General features: G+C 51.4%; 27 protein-coding genes. 12 read left to right on the top strand and 15 right to left on the bottom strand.

What is annotated here, in order from left to right; genetic code table 11:
- Window positions 1–152 precede the first annotated feature (152 nt).
- The 3 genes from OGX94_RS15010 to yoaA form a co-directional block, all read right to left on the bottom strand.
- Window positions 153–737: a Slp family lipoprotein gene (locus tag OGX94_RS15010; RefSeq protein ID WP_003833754.1), complete on the bottom strand. Its 585-nt coding sequence runs from the start codon at window positions 735–737 to the stop codon at window positions 153–155.
- Between the two features lie 94 nt (window positions 738–831).
- On the bottom strand, window positions 832–1,527 hold the full coding sequence (tsaB, locus tag OGX94_RS15005; protein ID WP_257661921.1) for a tRNA (adenosine(37)-N6)-threonylcarbamoyltransferase complex dimerization subunit type 1 TsaB: 696 nt from the start codon (window positions 1,525–1,527) through the stop codon (window positions 832–834).
- Between the two features lie 58 nt (window positions 1,528–1,585).
- Window positions 1,586–3,496 carry a DNA repair helicase YoaA gene (gene yoaA / locus OGX94_RS15000; RefSeq protein ID WP_257661920.1) on the bottom strand — a complete coding sequence of 637 codons (1,911 nt, stop codon included), beginning with the start codon at window positions 3,494–3,496 and terminating at the stop codon, window positions 1,586–1,588.
- A 141-nt stretch (window positions 3,497–3,637) separates the two neighbouring features.
- Here yoaA and OGX94_RS14995 point away from each other — a divergent pair, with 141 nt between their 5' ends.
- A complete protein-coding gene (locus OGX94_RS14995) occupies window positions 3,638–3,982 on the top strand; it encodes a RidA family protein (RefSeq protein ID WP_003020984.1) in 345 nt (114 codons plus the stop codon).
- Window positions 3,983–3,988: 6 nt separating this feature from the next.
- On the opposite strand, the gene OGX94_RS14990 is transcribed toward OGX94_RS14995, so the two are convergent.
- On the bottom strand, window positions 3,989–4,168 hold the full coding sequence (locus tag OGX94_RS14990) for a YoaH family protein (protein WP_003020986.1): 180 nt from the start codon (window positions 4,166–4,168) through the stop codon (window positions 3,989–3,991).
- 83 nt (window positions 4,169–4,251) lie between these two features.
- Between OGX94_RS14990 and pabB the strand changes: the two genes are divergently transcribed.
- The 4 genes from pabB (at window position 4,252) to pdeD (ending at window position 9,475) form a co-directional block, all read left to right on the top strand.
- Entirely contained in the window at window positions 4,252–5,613 is a 1,362-nt protein-coding gene (gene pabB / locus OGX94_RS14985) for an aminodeoxychorismate synthase component 1 (protein WP_257661919.1), read from the top strand.
- A 3-nt stretch (window positions 5,614–5,616) separates the two neighbouring features.
- The gene (locus OGX94_RS14980) at window positions 5,617–6,195 is read left to right on the top strand and encodes a CoA pyrophosphatase (protein ID WP_003020991.1); all 579 of its coding nucleotides are present in this window, start codon (window positions 5,617–5,619) and stop codon (window positions 6,193–6,195) included.
- A gap of 183 nt (window positions 6,196–6,378) precedes the next feature.
- Entirely contained in the window at window positions 6,379–7,743 is a 1,365-nt protein-coding gene (sdaA, locus tag OGX94_RS14975; RefSeq protein ID WP_003833765.1) for an L-serine ammonia-lyase, read from the top strand.
- Window positions 7,744–7,873: 130 nt separating this feature from the next.
- Window positions 7,874–9,475, top strand: a complete 1,602-nt coding sequence (pdeD, locus tag OGX94_RS14970; RefSeq protein ID WP_008785025.1) for a cyclic di-3',5'-guanosine monophosphate phosphodiesterase PdeD — start codon at window positions 7,874–7,876, stop codon at window positions 9,473–9,475.
- A gap of 6 nt (window positions 9,476–9,481) precedes the next feature.
- Here the strand turns inward: pdeD and yoaE are convergent, their stop codons facing one another.
- Window positions 9,482–11,041 carry a CNNM family cation transport protein YoaE gene (gene yoaE / locus OGX94_RS14965; RefSeq protein ID WP_008785026.1) on the bottom strand — a complete coding sequence of 520 codons (1,560 nt, stop codon included), beginning with the start codon at window positions 11,039–11,041 and terminating at the stop codon, window positions 9,482–9,484.
- Window positions 11,029–11,187: a protein YoaL gene (locus tag OGX94_RS24980; RefSeq protein WP_370766360.1), complete on the bottom strand. Its 159-nt coding sequence runs from the start codon at window positions 11,185–11,187 to the stop codon at window positions 11,029–11,031. The genes yoaE and OGX94_RS24980 overlap by 13 nt, the downstream gene beginning before the upstream one ends.
- A 313-nt stretch (window positions 11,188–11,500) precedes the next feature.
- Between OGX94_RS24980 and manX the strand changes: the two genes are divergently transcribed.
- The 5 genes from manX to mntP all read left to right on the top strand — a co-directional run bounded on the left by manX (window position 11,501) and on the right by mntP (window position 15,705).
- The gene (manX, locus tag OGX94_RS14960; RefSeq protein ID WP_003833768.1) at window positions 11,501–12,463 is read left to right on the top strand and encodes a PTS mannose transporter subunit IIAB; all 963 of its coding nucleotides are present in this window, start codon (window positions 11,501–11,503) and stop codon (window positions 12,461–12,463) included.
- Between the two features lie 58 nt (window positions 12,464–12,521).
- Window positions 12,522–13,322 carry a PTS mannose/fructose/sorbose transporter subunit IIC gene (locus tag OGX94_RS14955; protein ID WP_003021004.1) on the top strand — a complete coding sequence of 267 codons (801 nt, stop codon included), beginning with the start codon at window positions 12,522–12,524 and terminating at the stop codon, window positions 13,320–13,322.
- A gap of 12 nt (window positions 13,323–13,334) precedes the next feature.
- A complete protein-coding gene (locus OGX94_RS14950) occupies window positions 13,335–14,186 on the top strand; it encodes a PTS mannose transporter subunit IID (protein WP_003833769.1) in 852 nt (283 codons plus the stop codon).
- A 60-nt stretch (window positions 14,187–14,246) separates the two neighbouring features.
- Window positions 14,247–14,705, top strand: a complete 459-nt coding sequence (locus OGX94_RS14945) for a DUF986 family protein (protein WP_003021010.1) — start codon at window positions 14,247–14,249, stop codon at window positions 14,703–14,705.
- Window positions 14,706–15,138: 433 nt separating this feature from the next.
- Window positions 15,139–15,705 carry a manganese efflux pump MntP gene (gene mntP / locus OGX94_RS14940; protein WP_003021013.1) on the top strand — a complete coding sequence of 189 codons (567 nt, stop codon included), beginning with the start codon at window positions 15,139–15,141 and terminating at the stop codon, window positions 15,703–15,705.
- On the opposite strand, the gene rlmA is transcribed toward mntP, so the two are convergent.
- From rlmA to mgrB, 6 genes are all read right to left on the bottom strand, one after another.
- A complete protein-coding gene (gene rlmA, locus OGX94_RS14935) occupies window positions 15,702–16,511 on the bottom strand; it encodes a 23S rRNA (guanine(745)-N(1))-methyltransferase (RefSeq protein WP_003833772.1) in 810 nt (269 codons plus the stop codon). The two genes, mntP and rlmA, sit on opposite strands and share 4 nt — an antisense overlap.
- Before the next feature lie 63 nt (window positions 16,512–16,574).
- On the bottom strand, window positions 16,575–18,320 hold the full coding sequence (gene ftsI2, locus OGX94_RS14930) for a peptidoglycan DD-transpeptidase FtsI2/PBP3(PARA) (protein WP_257661918.1): 1,746 nt from the start codon (window positions 18,318–18,320) through the stop codon (window positions 16,575–16,577).
- A gap of 219 nt (window positions 18,321–18,539) precedes the next feature.
- The gene (gene cspE, locus OGX94_RS14925; RefSeq protein WP_001062678.1) at window positions 18,540–18,749 is read right to left on the bottom strand and encodes a transcription antiterminator/RNA stability regulator CspE; all 210 of its coding nucleotides are present in this window, start codon (window positions 18,747–18,749) and stop codon (window positions 18,540–18,542) included.
- Between the two features lie 12 nt (window positions 18,750–18,761).
- Complete coding sequence (locus OGX94_RS14920; protein WP_003034983.1) at window positions 18,762–18,905, bottom strand: DUF2627 domain-containing protein; 144 nt, start codon at window positions 18,903–18,905, stop codon at window positions 18,762–18,764.
- A 636-nt stretch (window positions 18,906–19,541) separates the two neighbouring features.
- Window positions 19,542–19,826: a YebO family protein gene (locus OGX94_RS14915; RefSeq protein WP_257661917.1), complete on the bottom strand. Its 285-nt coding sequence runs from the start codon at window positions 19,824–19,826 to the stop codon at window positions 19,542–19,544.
- Window positions 19,827–19,900: 74 nt separating this feature from the next.
- Window positions 19,901–20,044, bottom strand: coding sequence for a PhoP/PhoQ regulatory lipoprotein MgrB (gene mgrB, locus OGX94_RS14910; RefSeq protein ID WP_003833775.1), 144 nt, complete (start codon window positions 20,042–20,044; stop codon window positions 19,901–19,903).
- 164 nt (window positions 20,045–20,208) lie between these two features.
- On the opposite strand from mgrB, the gene OGX94_RS14905 reads away from it, so the two are divergent.
- Complete coding sequence (locus OGX94_RS14905) at window positions 20,209–20,448, top strand: YobH family protein (protein WP_003034975.1); 240 nt, start codon at window positions 20,209–20,211, stop codon at window positions 20,446–20,448.
- 114 nt (window positions 20,449–20,562) lie between these two features.
- Here OGX94_RS14905 and kdgR read toward each other — a convergent pair whose 3' ends face one another.
- Entirely contained in the window at window positions 20,563–21,354 is a 792-nt protein-coding gene (gene kdgR, locus OGX94_RS14900; RefSeq protein ID WP_003833778.1) for a DNA-binding transcriptional regulator KdgR, read from the bottom strand.
- A 174-nt stretch (window positions 21,355–21,528) separates the two neighbouring features.
- Between kdgR and OGX94_RS14895 the strand changes: the two genes are divergently transcribed.
- Window positions 21,529–22,902, top strand: coding sequence for an MFS transporter (locus OGX94_RS14895; RefSeq protein ID WP_149281993.1), 1,374 nt, complete (start codon window positions 21,529–21,531; stop codon window positions 22,900–22,902).
- A 47-nt stretch (window positions 22,903–22,949) separates the two neighbouring features.
- Here OGX94_RS14895 and htpX read toward each other — a convergent pair whose 3' ends face one another.
- Together htpX and prc are read right to left on the bottom strand one after the other, a co-directional pair.
- The gene (htpX, locus tag OGX94_RS14890) at window positions 22,950–23,831 is read right to left on the bottom strand and encodes a protease HtpX (RefSeq protein WP_003034964.1); all 882 of its coding nucleotides are present in this window, start codon (window positions 23,829–23,831) and stop codon (window positions 22,950–22,952) included.
- 192 nt (window positions 23,832–24,023) lie between these two features.
- Window positions 24,024–26,072, bottom strand: coding sequence for a carboxy terminal-processing peptidase (prc, locus tag OGX94_RS14885; protein WP_286569489.1), 2,049 nt, complete (start codon window positions 26,070–26,072; stop codon window positions 24,024–24,026).
- Window positions 26,073–26,085: the final 13 nt, after the last annotated feature.

The following is a 26,085-nucleotide window of genomic DNA, read 5'->3' as shown; positions in this document are numbered from 1 at the left end:
CAAACTGTTAACATAATATTAACTCAGCGTACCAGTTTGTTTATTACACAACGACAAGGTTGCGAAGCACGTCACTATTTATTTTTCTTATATCCACGTTAATGCAGAAACAGCGGACGAGCCGCTGTTTCTTTTACCAATAAAACAAAGAGTTACTCTGTTACTATGGTCTGAACCTGTGCCGGGCCGGGATTGTACCAGCCCCATCCGCCGTAGCCACCGTAAGGCCAGCCACGCGCACCGTAGAACCAGGGGTCGATAGGCTGAGGCGGCATGACAATCTGCTGAGTAATATGCCAGCGTTTATAACCGGTTACCTGCATCAACATGAATTTATACGGCGTATTACCGATTTTTCCGTCCACCGTACCGCTAATCGGACCGACGACGGTGACCAGTTGCCCGCGAAAGTCCACCGGGTCGAGGAAGCCATTTACATCAGCATATATCCGCCCGCGAGAGGCTTCACCCAGCACTGGACGCGCACCACTATCGAGCGGAACGGTGGCAATTTCCAGACGGGATTTTCCCTGCTGGTTCTGAATATCCACCACTTTGCCGCCGAAACGCGCCTCCTGTCCGACATACAGCTGCGGCGCATTCATCACCCGCACCAGATCCTGCTGCGGCGTCGGGCTCGAACCTTTAATCGCATCCGGAATGGTGACGCAGCCGCTAAGCATTAACGCTAAGGCCCCCGCCAACACACCCTTTATTAACTGCTTTTGCACCGCCATATTGTGACTCCCTTTTCTTAGCTTCTGCCCCGGCCTGTTCACAATGCTGTTCACTGACGACTGTAGGTCTTAGCCGGGGTTCTACTACTAAGATTCATTCTTTACCGGGAAGTTTCTTCCACGCCACGGTGTTACGTAAATAAACCGGTTCAGCGTGTTCGACCGCTACGGTCTCACCCGCAGCCAGCATTTGCGTGGCGACGGGCAGCATGTCTTCAGCCGCTGGAAGCAGCACGTCACCATCGCTGAACGTCAGACCGCTGTCTTTACCAAGCTCAGGCCATGCCGGCCACCCCGTCCCGACCGTCACCCAGTCGCCAGAAAGCTGCAATAAACGCTCATGTACCTGCTCGGGGGTTAACACCGCTTCGGTTTCTTCACCGTGCCAGTTACCGTTGTCATCACGCTGATATTCGGCCCAGTAGACTTCGCCCATTCGCGCGTCAATCGCCGCCAGTACGCGAGTCGCGCCCGACTTACGCCAGGCGCCCTGCGCCATGGTCGCCAGGGTGGAGACGCCGATCATCGGTAAGTTTGCGCCTAACGCCAGCCCCTGAGCAATGCCAATACCGATACGCACGCCGGTGAAACTGCCGGGACCGCGACCAAACGCCAGGGCGTCGATATCGGTTAACGTGAGATCGCCAGCGGCCAGGATTTCCTGAACCATCGGTAAAATTCGTTGGGTGTGTTCTCGTGGGCAAAGCTCAAAGTGAGCCTTGATAGTACCTTCATTCCACAGGGCAACAGAGCACGCCTCTGTGGCGGTATCGATAGCCAGAATTCGCATGGGTGTTTGTGATCAGATCAATAAATTTGGCGCGCATCTTACCACACTCCGTAACAAATTACTCAGCCGTTGGTATGGCAAGAAAGCGAACCGCGCGAGCGATGTCACGCGTCCGTGGAGCAGGTGGAAGACTCGCCAGGAAGGTGGCGCCGTATGGCCGCATAACCAGACGATTGTCGCAAATCACCAGCACGCCGCGATCGTCAGCATCACGTATCAGACGCCCTACACCCTGCTTCAGGGTGATTACCGCATCCGGCAACTGGACGTCTTCAAACGGATCGCCGCCGCGCAGTCGACAATCCTCCATTCGGGCTTTTAACAGCGGGTCGTCCGGCGAGGTAAACGGCAGTTTATCGATTATCACCAGCGACAGCGTATCGCCGCGCACGTCCACGCCCTCCCAGAAGCTGCTGGTGGCAACCAATAGCGCATTACCTGCGCTGACAAACTGCTGTAGCAGTTGTCCTTTGCTGGTTTCGCCCTGCAGCAGTACGGGAAGCGTCATAGTAGCGCGGAATTGTTCCGCCAGATCGCGCATCATCGCGTGCGAAGTGCACAGCATAAAACAGCGACCGTTGTTCGCTTCGATAATAGGTCGCAGCATGGATGCTAACTGGCGTGCAGCCCCCGGCTGGTTGGTTTGCGGGAGATTACGCGGCACGCACAGCAGCGTCTGGCGCGTGTAATCAAAAGGGCTCGGCAGCAGCATCGACTCGGCATCTTCAATACCCAGTCGTGCGGTGAAATGATGAAGGTCATCGTTTACCGACAGCGTGGCGGAAGTAAAAATCCAGCAGCCCGGCTTTTGTTCCATCACTTCTTTGAATTTATCCGCCACCGTAAGCGGCGTCAGCGCGAGGGTGAAATGGCGGGAGGTGCATTCATACCAGTAGCTGAAGCCTGGCTGGTTGATCTCTTTCAGGCGCTTCAGACGCGCACGATAAAGCGTGGCGCGCTCAAACGCGGCATCCAGCAACGCCGAACGCCCGAGGGACAGCTTCGCCACGTCATAACACAGCTCCAGCGTGTCATCGAGCAGCAAAAACGCGCGCTGTACGCGCTGGTCGGCCAGCAGTTCCCGCAGGTTTCCGCGATAACCCGGCTCACCAAGCTGCAAGCGGAAGTCCTGAGCACTTTGTGCAAGGCGATCGGCGCACTTTTGCAACTGCTGAGTGTCTTTCAGCTCGGTGCGATAGGCAATGGTGATGTCTTTCGCCAGGTCTAACAGCTGGCGACTGGAGAGTGATTGACCAAAGTACTGGCTGGCGATATCCGGTAACTGATGCGCTTCATCGAAGATCATCACATCAGCTTCCGGGATCAGTTCGCCAAACCCGCTCTCTTTTACCACCATATCGGCGAGAAACAGATGATGGTTAACCACGACAACATCCGCATCCATCGCTTTTTTACGCGCTTTAACGACAAAACACTCTTTATACAGCGGGCAGTCGCTGCCCAGACAGTTGTCATTAGTGCTGGTCACCAGCGGCCAGGCCTGCGAGTCTTCCGCCACGCTGACGCAGGTGCTGATGTCCCCATCAAGGGTTTGATTTGACCAGGAGCGCAGCAGAATGACGTCGCTTAACGTTTGTACCGGCAAGTCGCCACCCGCCAGCGCCTGCTGTTCGAGACGTTCGAGGCACAGATAGTTTGAACGCCCTTTCAGCAGCGCCAGTTTACCGGTGAACTTCAGTGCTTTAGCGACAGTCGGGAGGTCGCGGCTGTATAGCTGATCCTGCAACGCCTTCGAGCCCGTGGAGACAATGACCTTCTTTCCGGCACGCAGCGCTGGAGCAAGATAAGCGTAGGTTTTACCCGTTCCGGTTCCGGCTTCTACCACCAGCGGTTGTGATTTTTCGATGGCATGACTGACGGCGATGGCCATCTGCCGCTGTGGTTCTCGCGGTTTAAAACCCGGTATCGCTTTAGCCAACTGACCGTCTGCTGCAAAATCGTCCGTCACACTGCCCCCTGTTCATTTGAACAGGGATTATGTCAGGCCAGCGGGTCTTTCGCCAGTTGAAGAGGTGACGTGGGCACAACATTATGGCAGTCTTGGCGCAAGCCAAAGCTATTATGAAAAAACGTAAACGAGGAATGATTTATGACGATTGTGCGCATTGATGCCGAAGCGCGTTGGTCCGACGTGGTAATCCACAACAACACGCTGTATTACACCGGCGTGCCGGAAAATCTGGATGCAGACGCCTTTGAGCAGACGGCAAATACGCTGGCGCAAATTGATGCGGTGCTGGAAAAACAAGGCAGCAACAAGTCACGTATTCTTGATGCCACCCTGTTTTTGGCAGACAAAAACGATTTTGCCGCCATGAACAAAGCCTGGGACGCGTGGGTCGTTGCTGGCCACGCGCCGGTACGTTGTACCGTTCAGGCCGGATTGATGAACCCGAAATACAAAGTTGAGATTAAGATAATCGCTGCAGTTTAAGCGGCGTTATTCGTCTTCATCTTCAAAACGCGCCACGATCCGCTCACCGGTATGACTGGCGCGTAACTCTTCAGCAACCAGAGCAATGGCTTGTCCGCTGCTCATCCCCTGTGACATCAGCTCCTGAATACGCTCTACCGCTTTTTGCTGCTGCTCATGACTGAGTGAAGGTAAACCTGCAAACATTGTTAACTCCTGCTAAATTGTCTGCGCTAATTATTTCATGCTACCGGGCAGTTAGCCAGTAGAGTAGCAACGAGTCAGGACTGATGAAGACGTTATCTCCCGCAGTAATCACATTACCCTGGCGTCAGGACGCCGCTGAACGCTATTTTTCGACATTAAGCCATCTGCCCTGGGCGATGCTGTTGCATTCAGGTCAAGCCGACCATCCGCATAACCGCTTTGATATTCTGGTGGCTGACCCCGTCACCACGTTGGTTACACGTGCTGAAGAGACCGTAGTGCAGAACGGGCACGCAATCACGCGCTCGCTTGATGATCCAATGACGGTATTACATTCCGCGCTAGCTGCACACAAGATTCACCCCGAGTATCACCCGGATCTGCCGTTTCAGGGCGGCGCGTTAGGTCTGTTTGGCTACGACCTTGGCCGACGCTTTGAATCTCTGCCGACTATTGCTGAGCGCGATATTACGCTACCGGATATGGCCGTTGGCATTTACGACTGGGCGCTGATTGTCGATCACCAGTTGCAGACCGTATCGCTGCTCAGCCATAACGATGTCGAGGCTCGCCTGAAGTGGCTCGATGCGCAACAACCGCCAACGCGTGAGCCGTTTACATTGACCTCGGCGTGGCAGTCCAATATGAGCCGCGCCCGGTACGGCGAAAAATTCCGCCAGGTGCAGGGCTATCTGCACAGCGGCGATTGTTACCAGGTCAACCTCGCGCAGCGTTTTCAAGCGCATTACGAGGGGGATGAGTGGCAGGCATTCGTCAAACTCAATCACGCTAACCGCGCCCCGTTCAGCGCGTTTATTCGTCTTGAGGAAGGCGTTATCCTCAGTCTTTCGCCGGAACGTTTTATTCTGCTGGAGAATCAGCATATCCAGACGCGTCCTATTAAAGGTACGTTGCCCAGGCTTGAAGATGCCGATGCCGATCGTGAGCAGGCCCGGCGGCTGGCGAATTCGCCGAAGGATCGTGCGGAGAACCTGATGATCGTCGATTTGATGCGTAATGATATTGGCCGCGTTGCCGTACCGGGTTCGGTACAGGTTCCGGAGCTGTTTGTCGTCGAACCGTTCCCTGCCGTTCATCATTTGGTCAGCACCATTACCGCACGTCTGCCAGAGTCATTACACGCCACCGATCTGCTACGCGCAGCCTTCCCCGGCGGCTCTATTACCGGTGCGCCGAAAGTGCGGGCGATGGAAATTATTGACGAACTGGAGCCACAAAGACGTAATGCCTGGTGTGGCAGCATCGGTTATCTGAGTTTTTGCGGCAATATGGATACCAGCATCACCATTCGCACGCTGACAGCCACAAACGGACAAATTTATTGTTCCGCTGGCGGCGGCATAGTGGCGGACAGTCAGGAAGACGCTGAATATCAGGAAACATTTGATAAAGTGAATCGTATTTTGCACCAACTGGAGAACTGAGACGTGGAATACAGCAGCCTGACGCTTGATGATTTCTTATCGCGCTTTCAACTCCTGCGTCCGCAGGTCAATCATGCCGCGTTAAACCAGCGCCAGGCCGCCGTACTGATCCCCGTCGTGCGTCGTCCACAGCCGGGGTTGTTGTTAACCCAGCGTTCCGTTCACCTACGCAAGCACGCCGGACAGGTCGCCTTCCCCGGTGGGGCGGTGGATAGCAGTGATGCCTCGTTAATTGCCGCCGCCCTTCGCGAGGCACAGGAGGAGGTGGCGATCCCACCTTCATGCGTAGAAGTGATCGGCGTTCTGCCGCCGGTCGACAGCGTGACCGGTTTCCAGGTCACCCCAGTGGTAGGCATTATCCCGCCTAATCTACCGTATCGCGCCAGTGAAGATGAAGTTTCAGCAGTGTTCGAAATGCCGCTGGCCCAGGCCCTGCATTTAGGTCGTTACCACCCGTTGGATATTTACCGTCGTGGCGATTCACATCGCGTATGGCTTTCCTGGTATGAGCAATATTTCGTCTGGGGAATGACTGCCGGAATAATTCGTGAGCTGGCGCTGCAAATTGGCGTCAAGCCCTGACTATACTTATCTTTACGCGCGCCATAGACAACTTGAAACTCAGGTCACAACATTAGTAAAACCGCGGTTATCTATTAGTTTAATTCATGTGAATAGTTAAGCCGATCGCCGCGTTCCCTCTTACACTATGCGCAGTTATAACATCGTTACTGGAAAGCCCAGTCGCCCTGTAGGAGTATTATCGTGATTAGTCTATTCGACATGTTTAAGGTGGGGATTGGTCCCTCATCTTCCCATACCGTAGGGCCTATGAAGGCGGGTAAACAGTTCGTCGATGACCTGGTCGAAAAAGGATTACTGGACAGCGTTACTCGTGTCGCCGTCGACGTGTATGGTTCACTGTCGCTCACGGGTAAAGGTCACCACACCGATATCGCCATTATTATGGGTCTGGCGGGCAATGAGCCTGCTACCGTGGATATTGATAGCATCCCCGGATTTATCCGCGACGTAGAAACGCGTGGACGCCTGCTGCTTGCGCAAGGTCAGCACGAAGTGGATTTCCCGCAGAATGACGGGATGCGTTTTCACAACGGCAACCTGCCGCTGCATGAAAACGGAATGCAGATCCATGCGTACAATGGCGAAACCGTCATTTATAGCAAAACCTACTACTCAATCGGCGGTGGATTCATCGTTGATGAAGAACATTTTGGTCAGGATGCCGCGGGCGAGGTCAGCGTGCCTTATCCGTTCAAATCCGCGACTGAAATGCTGGAGTACTGCAACAGCACCGGCCTGTCTCTCTCTGGCATGGCGATGCAGAACGAACTTGCTCTGCACAGCAAAAAAGAGATTGAAGAGTACTTTGGCCACGTCTGGCAAACCATGCAGGCCTGTATCGATCGTGGCATGAACACCGAAGGTGTGTTGCCGGGTCCGCTGCGCGTTCCTCGTCGTGCTTCAGCTCTGCGTCGTATGCTGGTTTCCAGCGATAAGCTGTCCAACGATCCGATGAACGTGATCGACTGGGTTAACATGTTCGCGCTGGCCGTTAACGAAGAAAACGCCGCAGGCGGTCGCGTAGTGACAGCGCCAACCAACGGTGCCTGCGGTATCGTGCCTGCGGTACTGGCCTATTACGATCATTTCATCGAGTCCGTCAGCCCGGATATCTATACCCGCTATTTCCTGGCGGCCGGTGCAATTGGCGCGTTGTACAAAATGAACGCCTCAATCTCTGGTGCAGAAGTAGGTTGTCAGGGTGAAGTGGGCGTAGCCTGCTCCATGGCTGCCGCGGGTCTGGCTGAACTGTTGGGCGCGAGCCCTGAGCAGGTGTGTGTTGCTGCCGAAATCGGCATGGAACATAACCTCGGCTTAACCTGCGATCCGGTTGCCGGTCAGGTACAGGTTCCGTGCATTGAGCGTAACGCCATTGCTTCAGTGAAGGCGATCAACGCTGCGCGTATGGCAATGCGCCGTACCAGCGCGCCGCGCGTCTCGCTGGATAAAGTCATTGAGACCATGTACGAAACAGGTAAAGACATGAACGCCAAATACCGCGAAACGTCACGCGGTGGCCTGGCAATCAAAGTTCAATGTGACTAATACTTAATTTTCGCCCATCTGCGACGGATGGGCGAATTTGCCCCCTCTCCCTCGTCTACTGTAATTTTCCCCACTACACTTGCTCTGTTGCTGTTGGCTTCTGTGACCAACGGCTTATCGGGCGGCCCGCATGCAAACAGCACAACGGATCATTAAAAATTATCGCCGGAATCGCTTAATCGTCTGCACAGTATGTGCACTACTGACGCTCATCCTCACATTAACTGTCCGATTTATTTCGGAGCGTAATTTAAATCACCGAAATATCGTCACCTTTGCCAACCATGCTGTAGAAGAACTGGATGACGTGCTTTTACCCTTGCAGACCGGACGTGATGTATTGCTGCCGTTAATTGGCCTCCCCTGCTCAGTGGCGCGTTTACCCTTAAGCAAACATGCCGCAAGACTGCAAACGGTGCGTTCTATTAATCTGATTCAAAGCGGGATCCTCTATTGCTCCAGCATTTTTGGGTATCGCAATGTCCCCATTCGTCAACTACAGCCCGAATTACCCAGCCGGGAACCGCAACTGCTGCTGTCTACTGACCATTCGCTGATTAAAGGGAGTCCGATTTTGACGCAGTGGTACCCGTCCTCTGCTGATGGTGAAGATGGCGTGCTGGAAATCGTCAATATTGATTTATTGTCGTCTATGTTGCTTGAACCCCAGCCGCCGCAGATCACCGATGCCAGCTTAACCGTTGGTAATCGGCATCTACTGTATGATCAGGGTGTGGTCGATACTCTGCCTAAGCTAAATGATGAAAAACGCTACCAGCTGTCATCTCAACATTTCCCGTTTACCATTAGCGTCACCGGCCCCGGTCCCAGTGAACTGGCGATTAAACATCTGCCAACACAGCTGCCGCTGGCGGTGATCCTAAGTTTATTAGTGGGTTACCTGGCATGGCTGGCGACCGCCAGCAGAATGAGTTTTTCCTGGGAGATTAATCTGGCCCTTGCTGCTCGGGAATTCGAGCTATTTTGCCAGCCGCTGCTTAATGCGCAAACCCAGCAATGCATGGGCGTGGAGATTCTTCTACGCTGGAATAACCCACGCCAGGGTTGGATCTCTCCGGAAGTGTTTATTCCCATCGCTGAGGAGCACAACCTGATTGTGCCGCTAACCCGTCATGTCATCGCAGAAACCATTCAGCAAAGACACGTTTTCCCGATGAGCAGTCAGTTTCATATTGGGATTAATGTCGCCGCCAGCCATTTTCGTAACGGCACGCTGCTAAAAGATCTTAATCAGTACTGGTTCAGCCAGCACCCAATCCAGCAGTTGGTTATCGAACTGACCGAACGCGATGCGTTACTGGATGTGGATTATCGGGTCGTACGCGAATTAAATCGGCTTGGCGTAAAACTGGCGATTGATGATTTCGGTACCGGTAACAGCTCGCTCTCCTGGCTGGAAAAACTCCGCCCGGATGTGCTGAAGATCGATAAATCATTTACTTCGGCCATAGGAACAGACGCCGTGAACTCAACCGTCACAGACATCATTATCGCTTTGGGGAAAAAATTGAATATAGAACTGGTGGCGGAAGGCGTTGAAACCCAGGCGCAGGCTCAGCATTTGCGCCGACACGGCGTACATTTGTTGCAAGGTTTTTTGTACGCAAAGCCAATGCCGCTGCGTGATTTCCCAAAATGGCTGGCGGGCAGCACGCCGCCGCCCACCCGACATAACGGGCGACACAGTATGCCCGTCATGCCGTTTCGCTAAACCCGGTTACTCGTCTTCGTCGTGAGCGGGTTGTTCTTTAACAATGCGAACTAAATCCACACGATAGTCATTCGCTTCGACAATCGTAATGCTCAGCGGTGCGACTTCGATAACATCACCTACACGTGGAATATGGCCGTTAGCCGCAATGACTAAACCTGCCACCGTGGCGATGTCTTCGTCTTCATTCACTAACGTATCCACGTCCAGCGCCTGTTGCAACGCATGCAGATCGGTACCGCCTTTGACCAACCAACCACCTGCATCAGCAATAATTTCAGGTGTTTCATCGGCATCCGGGAATTCACCGGCAATGGCTTCTAATACGTCCAGCGGCGTGACCAGACCCTGTACTACGCCAAACTCGTTAGTGACGATAACGAAGCTACCGCGGGCACGACGCAGTACGCCTAACAGATTGATCGGGTCCAGCGTCTCCGGAACAACAATAGCCGGAGAAGCAGAGGCAATCGCCGCCACATCCACACCGTCTTCCAGCGCCACCAGCAGCTCTTTAGCACGCACGATACCGATGATCTCATCCAGTTCGCCACGACACACCGGGAACAGGCTGTGAGGTGAAGAGAGCAACTGCTCGCGAATTTCCGCCACGCTCAGGTCGGCATCAACCCAGCTGATTTCACCACGTGGCGTCATAATGCCGCGTAACGAACGCGACGCCAGGGAGAGGACGCCGTTGATCATATAGCGTTCTTCTTCCACAAACGCGCCTTCCGGGACAGGAACAGGCACCGGGTTATCGGATTCCATCTGCACGCTGGCCTGACGTTTACCGCCCATCAGACGCAGGATTGCATCGGCAGTACGTGCACGCAGCGGCAGCGTCGACTGGTGGCGAATAAAATTACGACGGGCAATCTGGTTAAACAGCTCGATGATGATCGAGAAACCAATCGCCGCATACAGATAACCTTTCGGAATATGGAAGCCAAACCCTTCGGCAACCAGGCTCAGACCAATCATCAACAGGAAGCTCAGACACAGCACCACCACCGTCGGGTGTTGGTTCACAAATCGTGTCAGCGGCTTAGAGGCCAGCAGCATCACGGCCATGGCAATCACTACTGCCGCCATCATCACTGGCAGATGGTTGACCATGCCGACCGCCGTAATCACGGCATCCAGCGAGAACACCGCATCGAGGATGACAATCTGCGTTACGACAACCCAAAAGCTCGCATACCCTTTCGTCTGCCCGGTATCATGTTCACGGTTTTCCAGCCGCTCATGCAGCTCTGTCGTAGCCTTGAACAAGAGGAAGATACCCCCCAGCAGCATAATCAGATCGCGCCCCGAGAACGCATAGTCCATTACCGTGAACAGCGGCTTTGTCAGCGTCACCATCCACGAAATCACGGACAACAAGCCCAGACGCATAATCAGTGCCAGTGACAAACCGATTAAACGCGCTTTATCACGCTGTTTCGGCGGCAGCTTATCAGCCAGGATCGCAATGAAGACCAGGTTATCAATACCCAGAACAATTTCGAGAACGACAAGCGTGAGCAAACCCACCCAAATCTGCGGGTCCATTAATAATTCCATGACAAGCTCCTGCTTAAGGAATGACCAAACTGCGCGCTGAGGATCTCAGGCGTTAAAGCGATATGCAGAGAAAATTTGTGGCAAAAAGTGCCAATCTGACAGGCCTGATACGGCCTGAAGGTGAAATGACGTCGGTGACGATCCATATGGTGGGCTACTGCCCTATACTCCTGAGTAATTAAACAGATGCTAAACATAACAGAGAGAAGCTGTTTTTAGCAAAGATTTACCTTCCTTTGCAATAAGTTGTTTCGGAGATATTTTACCCTTCGAAATTTCTTTTTATCGGAAGTTAAATTACGGATCTTCATCACATAAAATATTTTTTTCGATATCTAAAATAATTCACGAAAATCATAGGTTTTTCTTTGTAACCCTTATCTGAATCGATTCGATTGCGGACGACGATTCAAATACATCTTCACGTTGATGTGTTAACGATAATAAAGGAGGTAGCAAGTGACCATTGCTATTGTAATAGGCACACATGGTTGGGCTGCAGAGCAGTTACTTAAGACGGCAGAGATGCTGTTAGGCGAGCAGGAAAACGTCGGCTGGATCGATTTCGTTCCAGGCGAAAATGCTGAAACGCTGATCGAAAAGTACAACGCTCAGTTGGCAAAACTCGATACCAGTAAAGGCGTGCTGTTTCTCGTTGACACATGGGGAGGCAGCCCGTTTAACGCTGCGAGCCGCATTGTCGTCGATAAAGAGCATTACGAAGTAATCGCCGGTGTGAACATTCCCATGCTGGTTGAGACCTTCATGGCGCGTGATGACAACCCAAGCTTTGATGAATTAGTGGCACTGGCCGTTGAAACCGGTAGTGAAGGCGTGAAAGCGCTGAAAGCAAAACCGGTGGAAAAAGCCGCTCCTGCCCCCGTCGCGGCACCGAAAGCAGCAACCCCCGCGAAACCGATGGGGCCGAACGATTATATGCAGATCGGCCTGGCGCGTATTGATGACCGCTTAATCCATGGTCAGGTGGCAACTCGCTGGACCAAAGAAACCAACGTAACGCGCATTATCGTCGTCAGTGATGAAGTTGCCGCCGATACCGTGCGTAAAACGCTGCTGACTCAGGTAGCACCTCCGGGTGTGACGGCGCATGTGGTTGATGTCGCGAAAATGATCCGCGTCTACAACAACCCGAAATATGCAGGTGAGCGTGTGATGCTGTTGTTCACCAACCCAACCGACGTAGAACGTATCGTTGAAGGTGGTGTGAAAATTACCTCCGTAAACATTGGCGGTATGGCTTTCCGTCAGGGTAAAACGCAGGTAAACAACGCAATTTCTGTCGATGACAAAGACATCGAAGCCTTCAAGAAACTCAACGAACGCGGTATTGAGCTTGAGGCCCGTAAGGTTTCTACCGATCAGAAACTGAAAATGATGGATTTGATTGCCAAGGTGAAATAATTCCCTGGCATTTACTTAGTTTTCACACTTAAGTCTGTATAGCAATAGGAGAAGTACAATGGAGATTACCACTCTTCAGATTGTGCTGGTGTTCATCGTCGCATGTATCGCGGGTATGGAGTCGGTACTCGATGAATTTCAGTTCCACCGTCCGTTGGTGGCCTGTACGCTGATTGGTGCCGTTCTCGGGGATATGAAAACCGGTATCATCATCGGTGGTACCCTGGAAATGATCGCCCTGGGCTGGATGAACATCGGTGCTGCGGTTGCACCAGATGCCGCGCTGGCCTCAATTATCTCTACCGTTCTGGTTATCGCGGGTCACCAAAGCATTGGTGCCGGTATCGCGCTGGCTATCCCACTGGCAGCAGCAGGCCAGGTACTGACCATTATCGTTCGTACTATCACCGTAGCATTCCAGCACGCAGCGGATAAGGCGGCCGAAAACGGTAACCTGACGGCGCTCTCCTGGCTGCACGTATCCTCTCTGTTCCTGCAGGCTATGCGTATCGCTATCCCGGCGGTAATCGTAGCGATTTCTGTTGGTACCAGTGAAGTTCAGAGCATGCTTAACGCCATTCCGGAAGTCGTAACCGGTGGTCTGAACATCGCAGGCGGTATGATCGTAGTGGTTGGTTATGCGATGGTCATCAACATGATGCGCGCAGGCTATCTGATGCCATTCTTCTACCTCGGCTTCGTCACCGCGGCATTTACTAACTTCAACCTGGTTGCTCTGGGTGTGATTGGCGCAGTCATGGCCATCCTCTACATTCAGCTGAGCCCGAAATATAACCGCGTAGCCGGTGCACCTGCTGCGGCGGCTGGCAATAACGATCTCGATAACGAACTGGACTAGCAGGTGAGCGAAATGGTTGATATGACTAAAACTACCACCGAGAAAAAACTCACTCCGAGTGACATTCGTGGCGTGTTCATTCGTTCTAACCTGTTTCAGGGTTCATGGAACTTCGAACGTATGCAGGCGCTGGGTTTCTGTTTCTCCATGGTACCGGCTATCCGCCGCTTGTACCCGGAAAACAACGATGCACGTAAGCAAGCGATTAAGCGTCACCTGGAATTCTTTAACACCCATCCGTACGTAGCGGCTCCAGTACTGGGCGTTACGCTGGCAATGGAAGAACAGCGTGCAAACGGCGCAGAGATTGACGATGGTGCCATCAACGGTATCAAAGTTGGTCTGATGGGTCCGCTGGCAGGCGTCGGTGACCCGATCTTCTGGGGTACCGTACGTCCGGTCTTCGCCGCACTCGGCGCAGGTATCGCGATGAGCGGCAGCCTGCTGGGGCCACTGCTGTTCTTCATCCTGTTTAACCTGGTTCGTCTGGCAACCCGTTATTACGGTGTGGCATATGGCTACCGTAAAGGTGTCGATATCGTTAAAGATATGGGCGGCGGCTTCCTGCAGAAACTGACTGAGGGGGCGTCAATCCTCGGCCTGTTTGTCATGGGAGCATTGGTTAACAAGTGGACGCACGTAAACATCCCACTGGTGGTTTCTACTATCACCGGTCAGGATGGTCAGACTCGTGTTACCACCGTGCAGACTATCCTTGACCAGCTGATGCCGGGTCTGGTTCCTCTGCTGCTGACATTCGCCTGTATGTGGCTGCTGCGTAAGAAAGTGAACCCGCTGTGGATCATCGTTGGCTTCTTCGTCATCGGTATCGCGGGCTACGCTGTCGGACTGCTCGGCCTGTAAGACTGTTGTACATCACCGGGGGCTTGCCCCCGGTTTTTCTATTTAGAGGGTTGAGGATTCATGACTATCACGGACCTGGTGCTGGTTCTATTTATCTTTTCGCTGCTGGCGTATGCCATTTACGATCAGTTCATCATGCCCCGCCGTAATGGCCCTACTCTGCTTACTGTCGCCCTGCTTCCCCGCAGCAGAGTCGACAGCGTTATCTTCCTTGGCTTGGTAGCTATTCTTATCTACAACAACATCACCAGCCACGGCGCGCAATTTACCACATGGTTATTATGTGCACTGGTATTGATGGGGTTGTATCTGTTCTGGATCCGTACGCCAAAAATCATCTTCAAGCAGAAAGGTTTTTTCTTCGCCAACGTCTGGATTGAATATAACCGCATTAAAGAGATGAATTTATCTGAAGACGGTGTATTAGTGATGCAATTAGAACATCGAAGATTGTTGATTCGCGTACGAAATATAGACGATCTTGAGAGAATATATAAACTTTTAATTTCAAATCAATAAGTTATAAATATAGCCTGAACTATGTTTTTTATATATCAGCATAAAAATAAACATAGCCAAGGCTATATTTCACTGTCCGCAATGTTATTTATTTTAACGTTTTATTTAAAAATAAATCTAAATGAAAATCGTTTTCAATTAGAAGTCAAATATTATTTCTGCGTTTCTTGTTTTATATTCTCAAAATATGTTAAGGTTGCGCCCGTCGTTGGGGAGTAGCCGATTTCCAGACTCCGGAAATGTACGTGTCAACATACTCGTTGAAAAACGTGGCGCGTACGGACTGAATTTACAGGTTCAGTCAGGCGAGACCATAGGCACATCAACTGCAATGCATATCTGAATGGCGCTGTATTTACAGTGATTCCGGCCTGTATGCATGGTTACTGGGGGCAGTGATGTGTTTTATGGATACCCCGGTCAGGACGCTGTTATGAATCTCACCGCTACCGTTCTTCTCGCTTTCGGCATGTCGATGGATGCTTTCGCTGCATCAATTGGCAAAGGTGCCACACTGCATAAACCCAAATTTTCTGAAGCATTGCGCACAGGTCTGATATTCGGCGCAGTTGAAACGCTTACGCCGCTGATTGGCTGGGGCATGGGTATGTTGGCCAGCAAATTCGTGCTGGAGTGGAACCACTGGATCGCCTTCATTCTGCTGATTTTTTTAGGCGGGCGAATGATAATCGAAGGTTTTCGCGACAACGGTGATGAAGAGGAAGAACCGCAGCGCCGTCATGGTTTCTGGCTGCTGGTCACCACCGCCATTGCCACCAGTCTCGACGCAATGGCCGTCGGGGTGGGCCTGGCTTTCCTGCAGGTCAACATTATTGCCACCGCGCTGGCCATCGGCTGCGCCACATTGATTATGTCCACGCTCGGCATGATGATTGGTCGTTTCATTGGCCCGATGCTGGGCAAACGAGCAGAAATTTTGGGTGGGGTGGTGCTGATTGGTATCGGTGCCCAGATCCTCTGGGCACACTTCCACGGTTAATTCAGACGCTGCCAGACATGAATACTAAAGTCGGTCTGGCAGTCAAACGTCGTTTTCCCCGCTAACGTTTCCCACACCTCCGGCTTTGCCCGCCAGGCGAACGGCGTCATTTGCAGTAACGCAACGGCCTCGCTGCCCTGAAGCTGCATCTGATACCCCAGCGCAATACTCTGTTGCAGAACAAAACCGTCCAGTTGCTCTGTGTGCGGCGCATGCAAACGCACCTCATCATAAATAAGCCCTTTCAGTTCCATTAAATGACGCGGTCCCGGCGTGGCGGTGATAACCCATCCCCCCGGTTTAACCACGCGTGCCAGCTCTTGCGCTTTACAGGGCGCGTAGATCCTGATGATGGCATCCATTGACTCATCTGCGAACGGTAGACGATGGCTGGAGGCAACGCAAAAGGTCACCTGCGGATAGCGTCTGGCTGCGGCTTTAATTGCCACTTTGGAGACGTCAAGACCAAAGGTTGTACAACCCGTCAGCGCGTCGGCAAACGCATGGGTGTAATACCCTTCCCCACAGCCAATATCCAGGATCGCTGCATCTTCTGAAGTCGACTTCTCTTTCAGCACATTCACAATCGCATCACGCAACGGTTGATAGTGCCCGGCATCAAGAAATGCCCGTCGCGCCTGCATCATCTCAGCGCTGTCACCCGGATCGCGCGATCGTTTATGCTGAACCGGCAGTAAGTTGACATACCCTTCTTTCGCCACGTCAAACTGGTGCCGCCCGGGGCAGACAAAACTGTTATTCGCTTGAGTAAGAGGCTGGTGGCAAAGAGGACAGGAAAACGACATGACAACTCCGGCAGGTGACTTAAGGGCGCAAGTGTAACGCGAATTGCGCCCTGGGAAAATAACTTACAGCGACGGCGAGGATACGTTGCTGCCGTGCATCACCAGCAGATGATCGGAGTCAGCAGGCATGCCATCCGGTTTAACGTTCTCCAGACGCAGGACATCACCCATTATCTGGCTGAAGACAGGCGCAGAGACAGCCCCACCATAATAAGCACCGTTTTGCGGATTATTGATGACGACAACCAATGCGAATTTCGGGTCGCTCGCTGGCGCAACACCTGCCGTGTAGGCCACGTATTTATCGACATACTTACCGTCATCACCAATTTTCTTTGCCGTTCCTGTTTTAACCGCCACGCGATAATCTCTGACCGCGGCTTTAGTTCCCCCACCACCGGGTAACGCAACGCTTTCCATCATATGTTCAACCTGGTGAACCAGCGCCTCCGGCATCACTCGGGTACCGATTACCGGCGGGTCAATACGGGTAATCGAAAGGGGCCGATAGATACCAAAACTACCAATGGTTGCATATACGTGCGCCAACTGCAGCGGCGTTACCATTAATCCATAACCAAATGCAAAGGTCGCGCGATCCAAATCGCTCCAGTAGCGGCGTTGAGGCATTAAACCGCTACTTTCACCGGTTAATCCCAGTCCGGTTGGATCGCCAAAACCAAAGCTTTTATAGGTATCCAGCAATTTTTGGACAGGCATAGCCAATGAAAGGTGCGACACGCCGGTATCGCTCGATTTCTGTAAAATCCCGGTCAGCGACAGTTCCGGGTAAAATCCGACGTCGCGAATGCGATGTCCATCAAGGTAAAAAGGATGGGTATCAATCACGCTGTCGGGTTGTACTATCCCCTGCTGGAGTGCAGTCATGATCACCAGCGGTTTAACGGTTGAACCGGGTTCAAACGTATCGCTGATTGCACGGTTACGAAAATCATCCAGTACCGCGCCATCACGATTATTGGGGTTGAAGTCAGGAAAGCTCGCCATGGACAGTATTTCACCGGTAGCAATGTTGACCAGCACTGCGGCTCCTGATTCCGCTTTATTCCACATAACGGCATTGTCCAACGCATCTTCGGTGACCGTCTGCAGACGCTCATCGATGCTGAGCTGTAATTCATGTGCAGGAACAGGCGTAACTTCGGTGATATTTTCGATGACATGGCCAAATTTGTCTTTACGTACCAGACGGGAGCCAGGTTTACCCATCAGTTGGTTATTAAAGCTCTTTTCCAGCCCTTCAATACCTTGTCCATCAATGTTGGTAAAACCAATGAGATTCGCCGCTACGTGGCCTGCGGGATAGAACCGGCGGGATTCCTCGCGCAGGTTGATGCCCGGGAGATTAAGATCATCGACCCACTCAGCCTGCTGAGGGGAAATTTGTCGTGCCAGATAAATAAAACGTCCGCCAGGATTACTGTTAACGCGTTCCGCCAGCGTACTAAGTGACAAATGCAGAGTCCTTGCCAGAGCCTGCCAGCGTTCGTTGTAACCCACGCCTCCCTTGCTGATGATGGTCTTAGGATCGGCCCATACGGCGTTAACCGGAACACTTACCGCCAGCGGTCGCCCTTCTCTATCGGTAATCATCCCGCGCGGCGAGGCAATAGTTACCTCACGTAACGAACGCATGTCTTCCTGTTTCACCAGACTCGTCGGCGTGACAATTTGCAGCCACGCAACCCGACCCAGCAGCAATCCCAGACTCAATAATATTGCCACACAAAGCAGGGCAAAACGTACGGGAGTAAAATTGCGCGCGTCGCCGTCGTTTTTCTTTTTCACCCGGTCTCCAGCAAGATAGTTTTTCAGGTGTCTGATTTAACGAGAAATGTCGTAAGAAAGCGGGGAAAACTATGCTACGAACATCACGCCTTTGCAACAAAGCGCTAATGGAAGGGCATTTAGAAATATTTAGACGTATTTTGAATTAAAAAGCCCCGCATAGGCGAGGCTTTATATCTGAGATGGTTGCGCATATGCGCTTCAAATCAGTGGTGTCGATCAGATAGCTGTTACGTTAACAGCAGCCGGACCTTTCTGGCCGTCCTGAATTTCGAACTCAACGTTCTGGCCTTCAGCCAGAGTTTTGAAGCCGTTACCCTGGATAGCGGAGAAGTGTACGAACACGTCTTTGCTGCCATCAGCCGGAGTAATGAAACCAAAACCTTTAGACTCGTTGAACCACTTAACTTGACCTTTAATCTTTGCCATTTGCAAAATTCCTTAGAGTATTTTCTTCGCCCGCAGGCATAACATAGATAAAACTGAGACATTACTGCTTGAGGCACTAATATAAGGTTCGGCAGAGAAGCGGTATTCAACGTCAACGTGTTTACTCAGGACTTCTTTACTGAAAATGCCACACATAAACAGAACTGTACCTCGTTTAACCCAAAACGTGTTATCACATACAACGTTAATAATGGCAAGCCATTTTTAAACGTGTCTCGATCGGTCGCACAAATCCCGTCGTTCATCAAACAGCAACTGCACAGTTATGCGCCACACCGAGTAGTGTTATATTCCCGCCGCTCGCCCCATCCCCCGCCTGGCTTGCACCATTGCCGGGACATTTCTACCATAGCTCAATAGCTTCGGTTATTCCAGATTAGCTGTTACAGGGTGTGCCGGATATCATTTTTTATGCTTAGTAATGCATAAAATGTCACAAGCGTAAAAATGAGATCCGCCTTCTGCTTTTGCACCAAAATAATGAAAGAATGATGACAATGCACAAAAAAAGTAAGAGAAACGTTTCGCTGTTAATAAAACGATCGCTATCACAAAAATGACATAATCATATTTTTATCGTATGGGAAATTATATTTATATCAGACCGGGGATAAGATATTAATTGGTTGGAGCATCTGAAAATACTGAGTTTACACGCGTATCAGAGTGCTAATTACACGACATGTACAGAAGAAAATAATCTGGCACGTTGGCGACAGGATGAAACATCTGAGAACAAAAGCAACAGATCCTCATCCTGTCATACCGTTTTTACCGCTCAGCTACCAGGCGGATGATGTCATCATTTTCATCCTTCGCTGTGACCGCAGCAGGCTCTGCCGCTTTTTCAGGTTCGTTCGCTTCGCAAAGGCGACGGAGCAATGCGTTCTGTCTTTTTTGCTGATCTAACAATGCTTCGAGCAGCTCAATCTGCTCATTAGTACGCGAACTTGCCCGATTGACGAAAAACCACAGTACAAGCCCGACAACCAGAATCACCACCGATACAGCCAAAGACGCCAAACTCAACGCGCCAGAATTCAAAACTTCGTTCATTTTACCACCTCAATGTAGACAGCGTAGTTTACCACTGCCGCACAAGAAGGTAATCAACTGTGGCAAAAATGCGCTTACCAGGGAATAAATTTATTAACGGCACAAATACCGCTGAAAAATTGTACATCCTGATCGCACATGATGTTGAACACTTGCGCCCACATCAGTATGCATACCAGCACGACAACTATCAGCACTACCCAGCGAATTTTTTTCACTCCAGCCCCACTCTTCGAATCTACATCTTATGTCTATAAATTATCATGCGTTACCTAAACCCAGCGTTAACTGTATCGGCATTCAATCTTTTTAGGAATGATTCACTTGTTTCATCCCATGTACAGGCTAATCTAATAATAACGAGAAAAGATAAGAGGTTGTAATGCGTCTGATAATCCGCGCTATTGTGTTGTTAGCTCTGGTTTGGATCGGTTTATTACTGAGCGGCTATGGAATTTTGATTGGAAGTAAGGAGAATGCAGCGGGTCTGGGCTTGCAATGCCAATATCTGACCGCCCGCGGAACCAGCACCGCACAATACGTCCACACAAACAGCGGTATCATTGGCCTGTCGGATTGCCCTTTGTTAAGAAAAAGTACGGTCATTATTGATAACGGTTAATATAGCAACAATACATACGCTACGTTATTTGCACCAACTAACTTTATGACTGTTCATAAAAAACCCCAGATACAAAAATACCTGGGGTTTTAACGTTGACGCTATTACGCCAGATTAGAACGGATAGTCGTTATAACCCATTTGTTCTGAAATTTTACGCGCAGCCGTATGCAGCATCGCCACATACTCGTGCAAACGTTCCTCAGAGAAACGCAGCGTCGGAAATGAAATACTCAAGCCTGCAATCACCACACCGAAACGGTCAAACACCGGCACACCGATGCAGCGCAGACCTTCTTCCTGTTCTTCGTTGTCTTCACCGTAGCCCTGCTCACGGACTTTATCCAGCAGTACCAGCAGTTCATCAGTATTGGTAATAGTACGGTCGGTGCTGCGTTTGTACTCAATACCGTCCAGTATTTGCTTCACTTCATCGCGGTCACGCCATGCCAGCAGAACTTTACCGATAGCCGTGCTGTACAGTGGATTACGGCGACCTACGCGAGAATACATGCGCAGATTGTACATGGAGTCGATTTTATGAATGTAGACGATGCTGTCTTCATCCAGTGCGCCAAGGTGTACTGTCTCTTTGGTCAGGCGCGAAAGTTCGCGCATCTGAATATCAGCGCTACGGATAAGATCGACGTTTTGCAACGCGCGAGCACCCAGCTCGAATAATTTCAGGGTCAGTGAGTATTTCTCAGATTCCCCTTCTTGTGCCACATAACCCAGCGTTTTCATGGTCTGCAAAAAGCGATAAACGGTGCTTTTCGACATCATAACGCGTTGCGACAACTCGGTAATACCAATTTCGCGCTCTTCACCCAGCGCCTGCAGGATGCCAAAAACCTTCAGCACGGAAGATACAGAATCGGGTTGTTTATCCAGATCTGCGATTGCCATTTATCACCCCTTTCGAGTGTTTTATAAAAATCAGAACCGGTTTTTATTATAATTTCACGTATCAGCCCTCGCAATCGCTCTTTGCTTACTTAGTTACAAATCTGCGACCTAACGCCTGAATATCAATGCTAAAATTATTATTCTCATCATAAATTCCGACAATATTGACTTCCTATGGAAAAAACTCAGACCGATGGTCTGCCATTGCCCCAGCGATATGGCGCAATTTTAACCATTGTTATTGGCATCTCTATGGCAGTACTCGATGGCGCAATAGCGAACGTTGCCCTCCCCACTATCGCCACCGATCTTCAGGCCTCACCCGCCAGCTCAATCTGGATTGTGAACGCCTACCAAATTGCGATCGTTATTTCGCTGTTATCGCTCTCTTTTTTAGGTGATATGTTTGGCTACCGACGCATTTATAAGTGTGGTCTGGTCGTGTTTCTGTTGGCGTCGCTGTTTTGTGCCTTGTCAGACTCGCTACATATGCTGACGTTAGCGCGCGTGGCTCAGGGGTTTGGCGGCGCGGCGCTGATGAGCGTTAATACGGCATTGATCCGACTCATTTATCCTCAGCGCCAGCTTGGCCGCGGAATGGGAATTAACTCCTTTATTGTGGCAGTCTCCTCGGCAGCGGGTCCGACTATTGCGGCGGCAATTCTCTCTATTGCCTCGTGGAAATGGCTATTTCTGATTAACGTCCCGCTGGGGATCATCGCCCTGCTACTGGCTATGCGTTTTTTGCCCCCCAATTCTTCACGTAGCAATAAACCGCGCTTTGATCTGCCCAGCGCAGTAATGAACGCCTTAACATTCGGTTTGTTAATCACGGCACTCAGCGGGTTTGCACAGGGACAGTCGCTAAAATTGATTGGTGCTGAACTGGTGGGGCTTCTCGTGGTAGGGTTTTTCTTTATCCGCCGCCAACTCGCATTGCCAGTACCGTTATTGCCGGTTGATCTGCTACGCATTCCGCTGTTTTCACTCTCTATTTGCACCTCAATCTGTTCATTCAGCGCACAAATGCTGGCAATGGTTTCTCTCCCCTTTTTCATGCAAACGGTTCTCGGGCGCAGCGAGGTTGAAACGGGCCTGCTACTGACGCCGTGGCCGCTGGCAACCATGGTGATGGCCCCACTGGCGGGATATCTGATTGAACGTGTTCATGCGGGTCTGCTGGGCGCGCTGGGCATGGCAGTAATGGCGTGTGGGCTGTTTTCGCTGGTGTTGCTGCCCGCATCACCTTCTGATTTTAATATCATCTGGCCAATGATTTTGTGTGGTGCGGGTTTTGGCTTGTTCCAGTCACCGAATAATCACACCATCATCACCTCCGCGCCGCGTGATCGTAGCGGAGGCGCGAGCGGTATGCTCGGAACGGCGCGTTTACTGGGCCAGAGTACCGGGGCCGCACTGGTTGCGCTGATGCTAAATCAGTTTGGTGACAGCGGAACACACGTCTCGCTGATAACAGCGGGTATTCTGGCTTCGCTGGCCGCAATCGTGAGTGGCTTACGTATCACACAACCGCGAGTTCAGGCATAAAAAAAGCGCGTCTGTCGACGCGCTTTTTATTTTTAGTCTGCTGCCAATTATTTCAGGTATTCACCGCTGCGCAGCGCTTCAATACGTTTGTCCAACGGCGGGTGAGTCATAAACAGCTCACTCAACGATTTGGATTTACCGTTGATGCAAAACGCCATCATGCTGGTCGCTTCCTGCGGCTCATAGCTGGTTTTCAGGCGCTGTAGCGCGGCGATCATTTTTTCACGACCCACCAGTTTCGCTGAGCCTGCATCCGCATGGAATTCACGATGACGTGAGAACCACATCGTAATAATGCTCGCCAGAATACCAAATACCAGCTCCAGTACCGTCGCTACCGCAAAGTAGATTAACGGGTTACCGTTGCTACCCTCTCCCTCATCGCGGTTACCGCCCATAAACCCAGCGGCAATCTGCGCCAGAATACGTGAGATAAAGATAACGAAGGTGTTCACCACACCCTGAATTAGCGTCATGGTAACCATATCGCCATTAGCAATGTGGCTGATCTCATGCGCGATAACCGCTTCGGCTTCATCCGGACTCATGTTTTGCAACAGGCCAGTACTTACAGCCACCAGCGAGGCATCCCGGCGCGCACCGGTAGCAAACGCGTTAATATCTGGCGCATGGTAGATTGCAACCTGCGGCATAGCGATCCCGGCCTGGCGGGCCTGGTTCGCAACTGTATTCATCAGCCAGCGTTCTCTTTCATTGCGAGGCTGTTCGATCACTTCCCCGCCAACGGACTTTAACGCCATCCATTTGGACATCAGCAACGAAATGAAGGAACCACCAAAACCAAACAGCAGTGCCATGATCAACAAGCCTTGAACGCTGCTTGACTGAATCCCTGTCAGGCTCAATACCAGCCCGAAAACGACCATCACAGCCAGGTTCGTCAGCAGGAAGAGCGCGATTCGCATCATAATTTTCTTTTAACCTCAATTTAACAAAACGCACTATGCGATTACCCATATCGTATGGGTCTTATGACTATTTTCAAGCATCCATAGGTGCTAAGTCACCAGAAAGACACAACTTTACATTTTATCGTATCAGACTGACGTCTTCATGCACTTGTTAAAAAAACAGGCACAATTTCTTGTGCCTGTTCGAGGTTATTGACTGGTTGCGGGCTGTTCCGCTGGCTTTTCTTTTTCAAGATGCGCCAGGTCGAGCGCGATTTTTACCGTTTCATCCAGGTATGGATCCGGCTCCTGGTAATCCTTCGGTAGATCGTCCAGTTTCTTCAGCAGCGGTTTGCCTTCACGCTTGAACCGATCGTTAATACGCGCCAGACGCATTGCGTCATCTTCGTTATTCTCTTTTTCACGCTGAGCGTAATTCAGAGAAGCGATGTTGCGCTTATCCTTCATCGCATTGAAACGCGCAATGTCCTTCATGATGTACTGGAACTCAGGATCGTTCGCAATACGTGCATTGTGCTCTTTCAGCAATTCAGGTCCGAACGGCGTCAGATTATCTGACTTGGTGTAGGTCGCCGCATCAATGCTGTCCCACGGCAGCGCGTTATCTTCAAACTTCTCGCCAGTTTCAGTTTCTTCATTACCTGTCGGCATGATGATATCCGGCGTAACACCCTTACGCTGCGTGCTGCCACCGTTTACGCGGTAGAATTTCTGGATCGTGTACTGAACAGAACCCAGCGCAGGCCATTCCGGACGCAGCATCTGATCGTAAATACGGTTCAGGGAGCGATACTGCTGAACGGTGCCTTTACCGAAGGTGGGTTCACCAACGATCAGCGCTCGGCCATAATCCTGCATTGCCGCAGCGAAAATCTCTGATGCTGAGGCGCTGAAGCGATCGACCAATACCACCAGCGGGCCTTTGTAGTACACAACGCCGTCGGTATCACTGTCTTCACGCACTTTACCGTTATTGTCACGAACCTGAACCACCGGGCCGGAAGGAATGAACAGACCGGAAAGCGAAACCGCTTCGGTCAGCGCTCCACCGCCGTTGGTACGCAGATCTATGATGATGCTACTGACGTTCTGTTTTTCCAGTTTCTGCAACTGGACTTTGACATCATCAGTCAGGCCTACATAGAAGCCAGGAATATCCAGTACGCCAACTTTTTCTTTGCCGACGGTTTTCACGGACATTTTAACGGCGCGGTCTTCGAGACGGATACGTTCACGCGTTAGCGTCACGGTGCGCGTCTTGGTACCTTTACCGGCAGGCAGAATTTCAAGGCGTACCTTGCTGCCTTTAGGCCCTTTGATCAGTGCTACGACATCATCCAGACGCAAGCCAATCACATCGACCATGCCCTTGCCCGTCTGTCCGACGCCGACAATACGATCGCCAACGCTGATCGCTTTGCTCTTGGCTGCCGGACCACCTGCCACCATGGAGTTAATGACGGTGTAGTCATCATCCATCTGCAGAACCGCGCCAATACCTTCCAAAGACAAGCTCATTTCAGTATTGAACTGCTCGGTATTGCGCGGAGAGAGATAGTTAGTATGCGGGTCGATTTCACGGGCGAACGCTGTCATCGCCAGTGAGAACACATCTTCGCTGTTGGTCTGTGCCAGACGGCGAATCGCAAATTTGTAGCGGCGCGTCAGCGTTTCGCGGATTTCCGCATCGGTTTTACCGGTCAGCTTCAGGCTGAGTTCGTCAAATTTAACCTTGCCGTCCCACAGCGCATTAAGCTCTGCTTCGCTCTTCGGCCACGGCGCTTTGCTTCGGTCGAGGTTAAAGGTGTCGTTACCGGTGAAATCCATTGGACGTGCCAGTACGCTTAATGCGTACTGATAACGTTCAAATCGGCGTTTTTGCGCCAGATTATAGAGATCGTAAAAGACATCCAGCTTGCCGGTGCGCAGTTCATCGCCGAGGACCGTTTTCTTTTTTGCATACTGTTCGATATCGCTCGCCAACAGCACGTTGTGGCTGTAGTCGAGCAAATTCAAATAGCGGTCAAAAATTTTTGCCGAAAACGCCTGATCCAGATCGAACTGGCGATAGTGTGATCGCGTAAAACGCGACGTCACACGTTCGCTTACCGTCGCATGCTGGGTTTCTTCCTTTAAAACGGGGATTTGATCGGCACGCGTGATGTCTTCCACAGCAAGTGCCTGGCCTGCTAATGCAAGCAGACCAGCTAACGCAGTAAGCCTAAAAAAAGTGTTCATGCCAGGCCTGGCC

The sequence above is a fragment of the Citrobacter sp. Cpo037 genome, from assembly GCF_030332945.1.
GTDB lineage: Bacteria > Pseudomonadota > Gammaproteobacteria > Enterobacterales > Enterobacteriaceae > Citrobacter > Citrobacter portucalensis.
The sequence above is the reverse complement of the archived record's forward strand: the minus strand, read 5'-3'. Positions and strand labels throughout refer to the sequence as shown.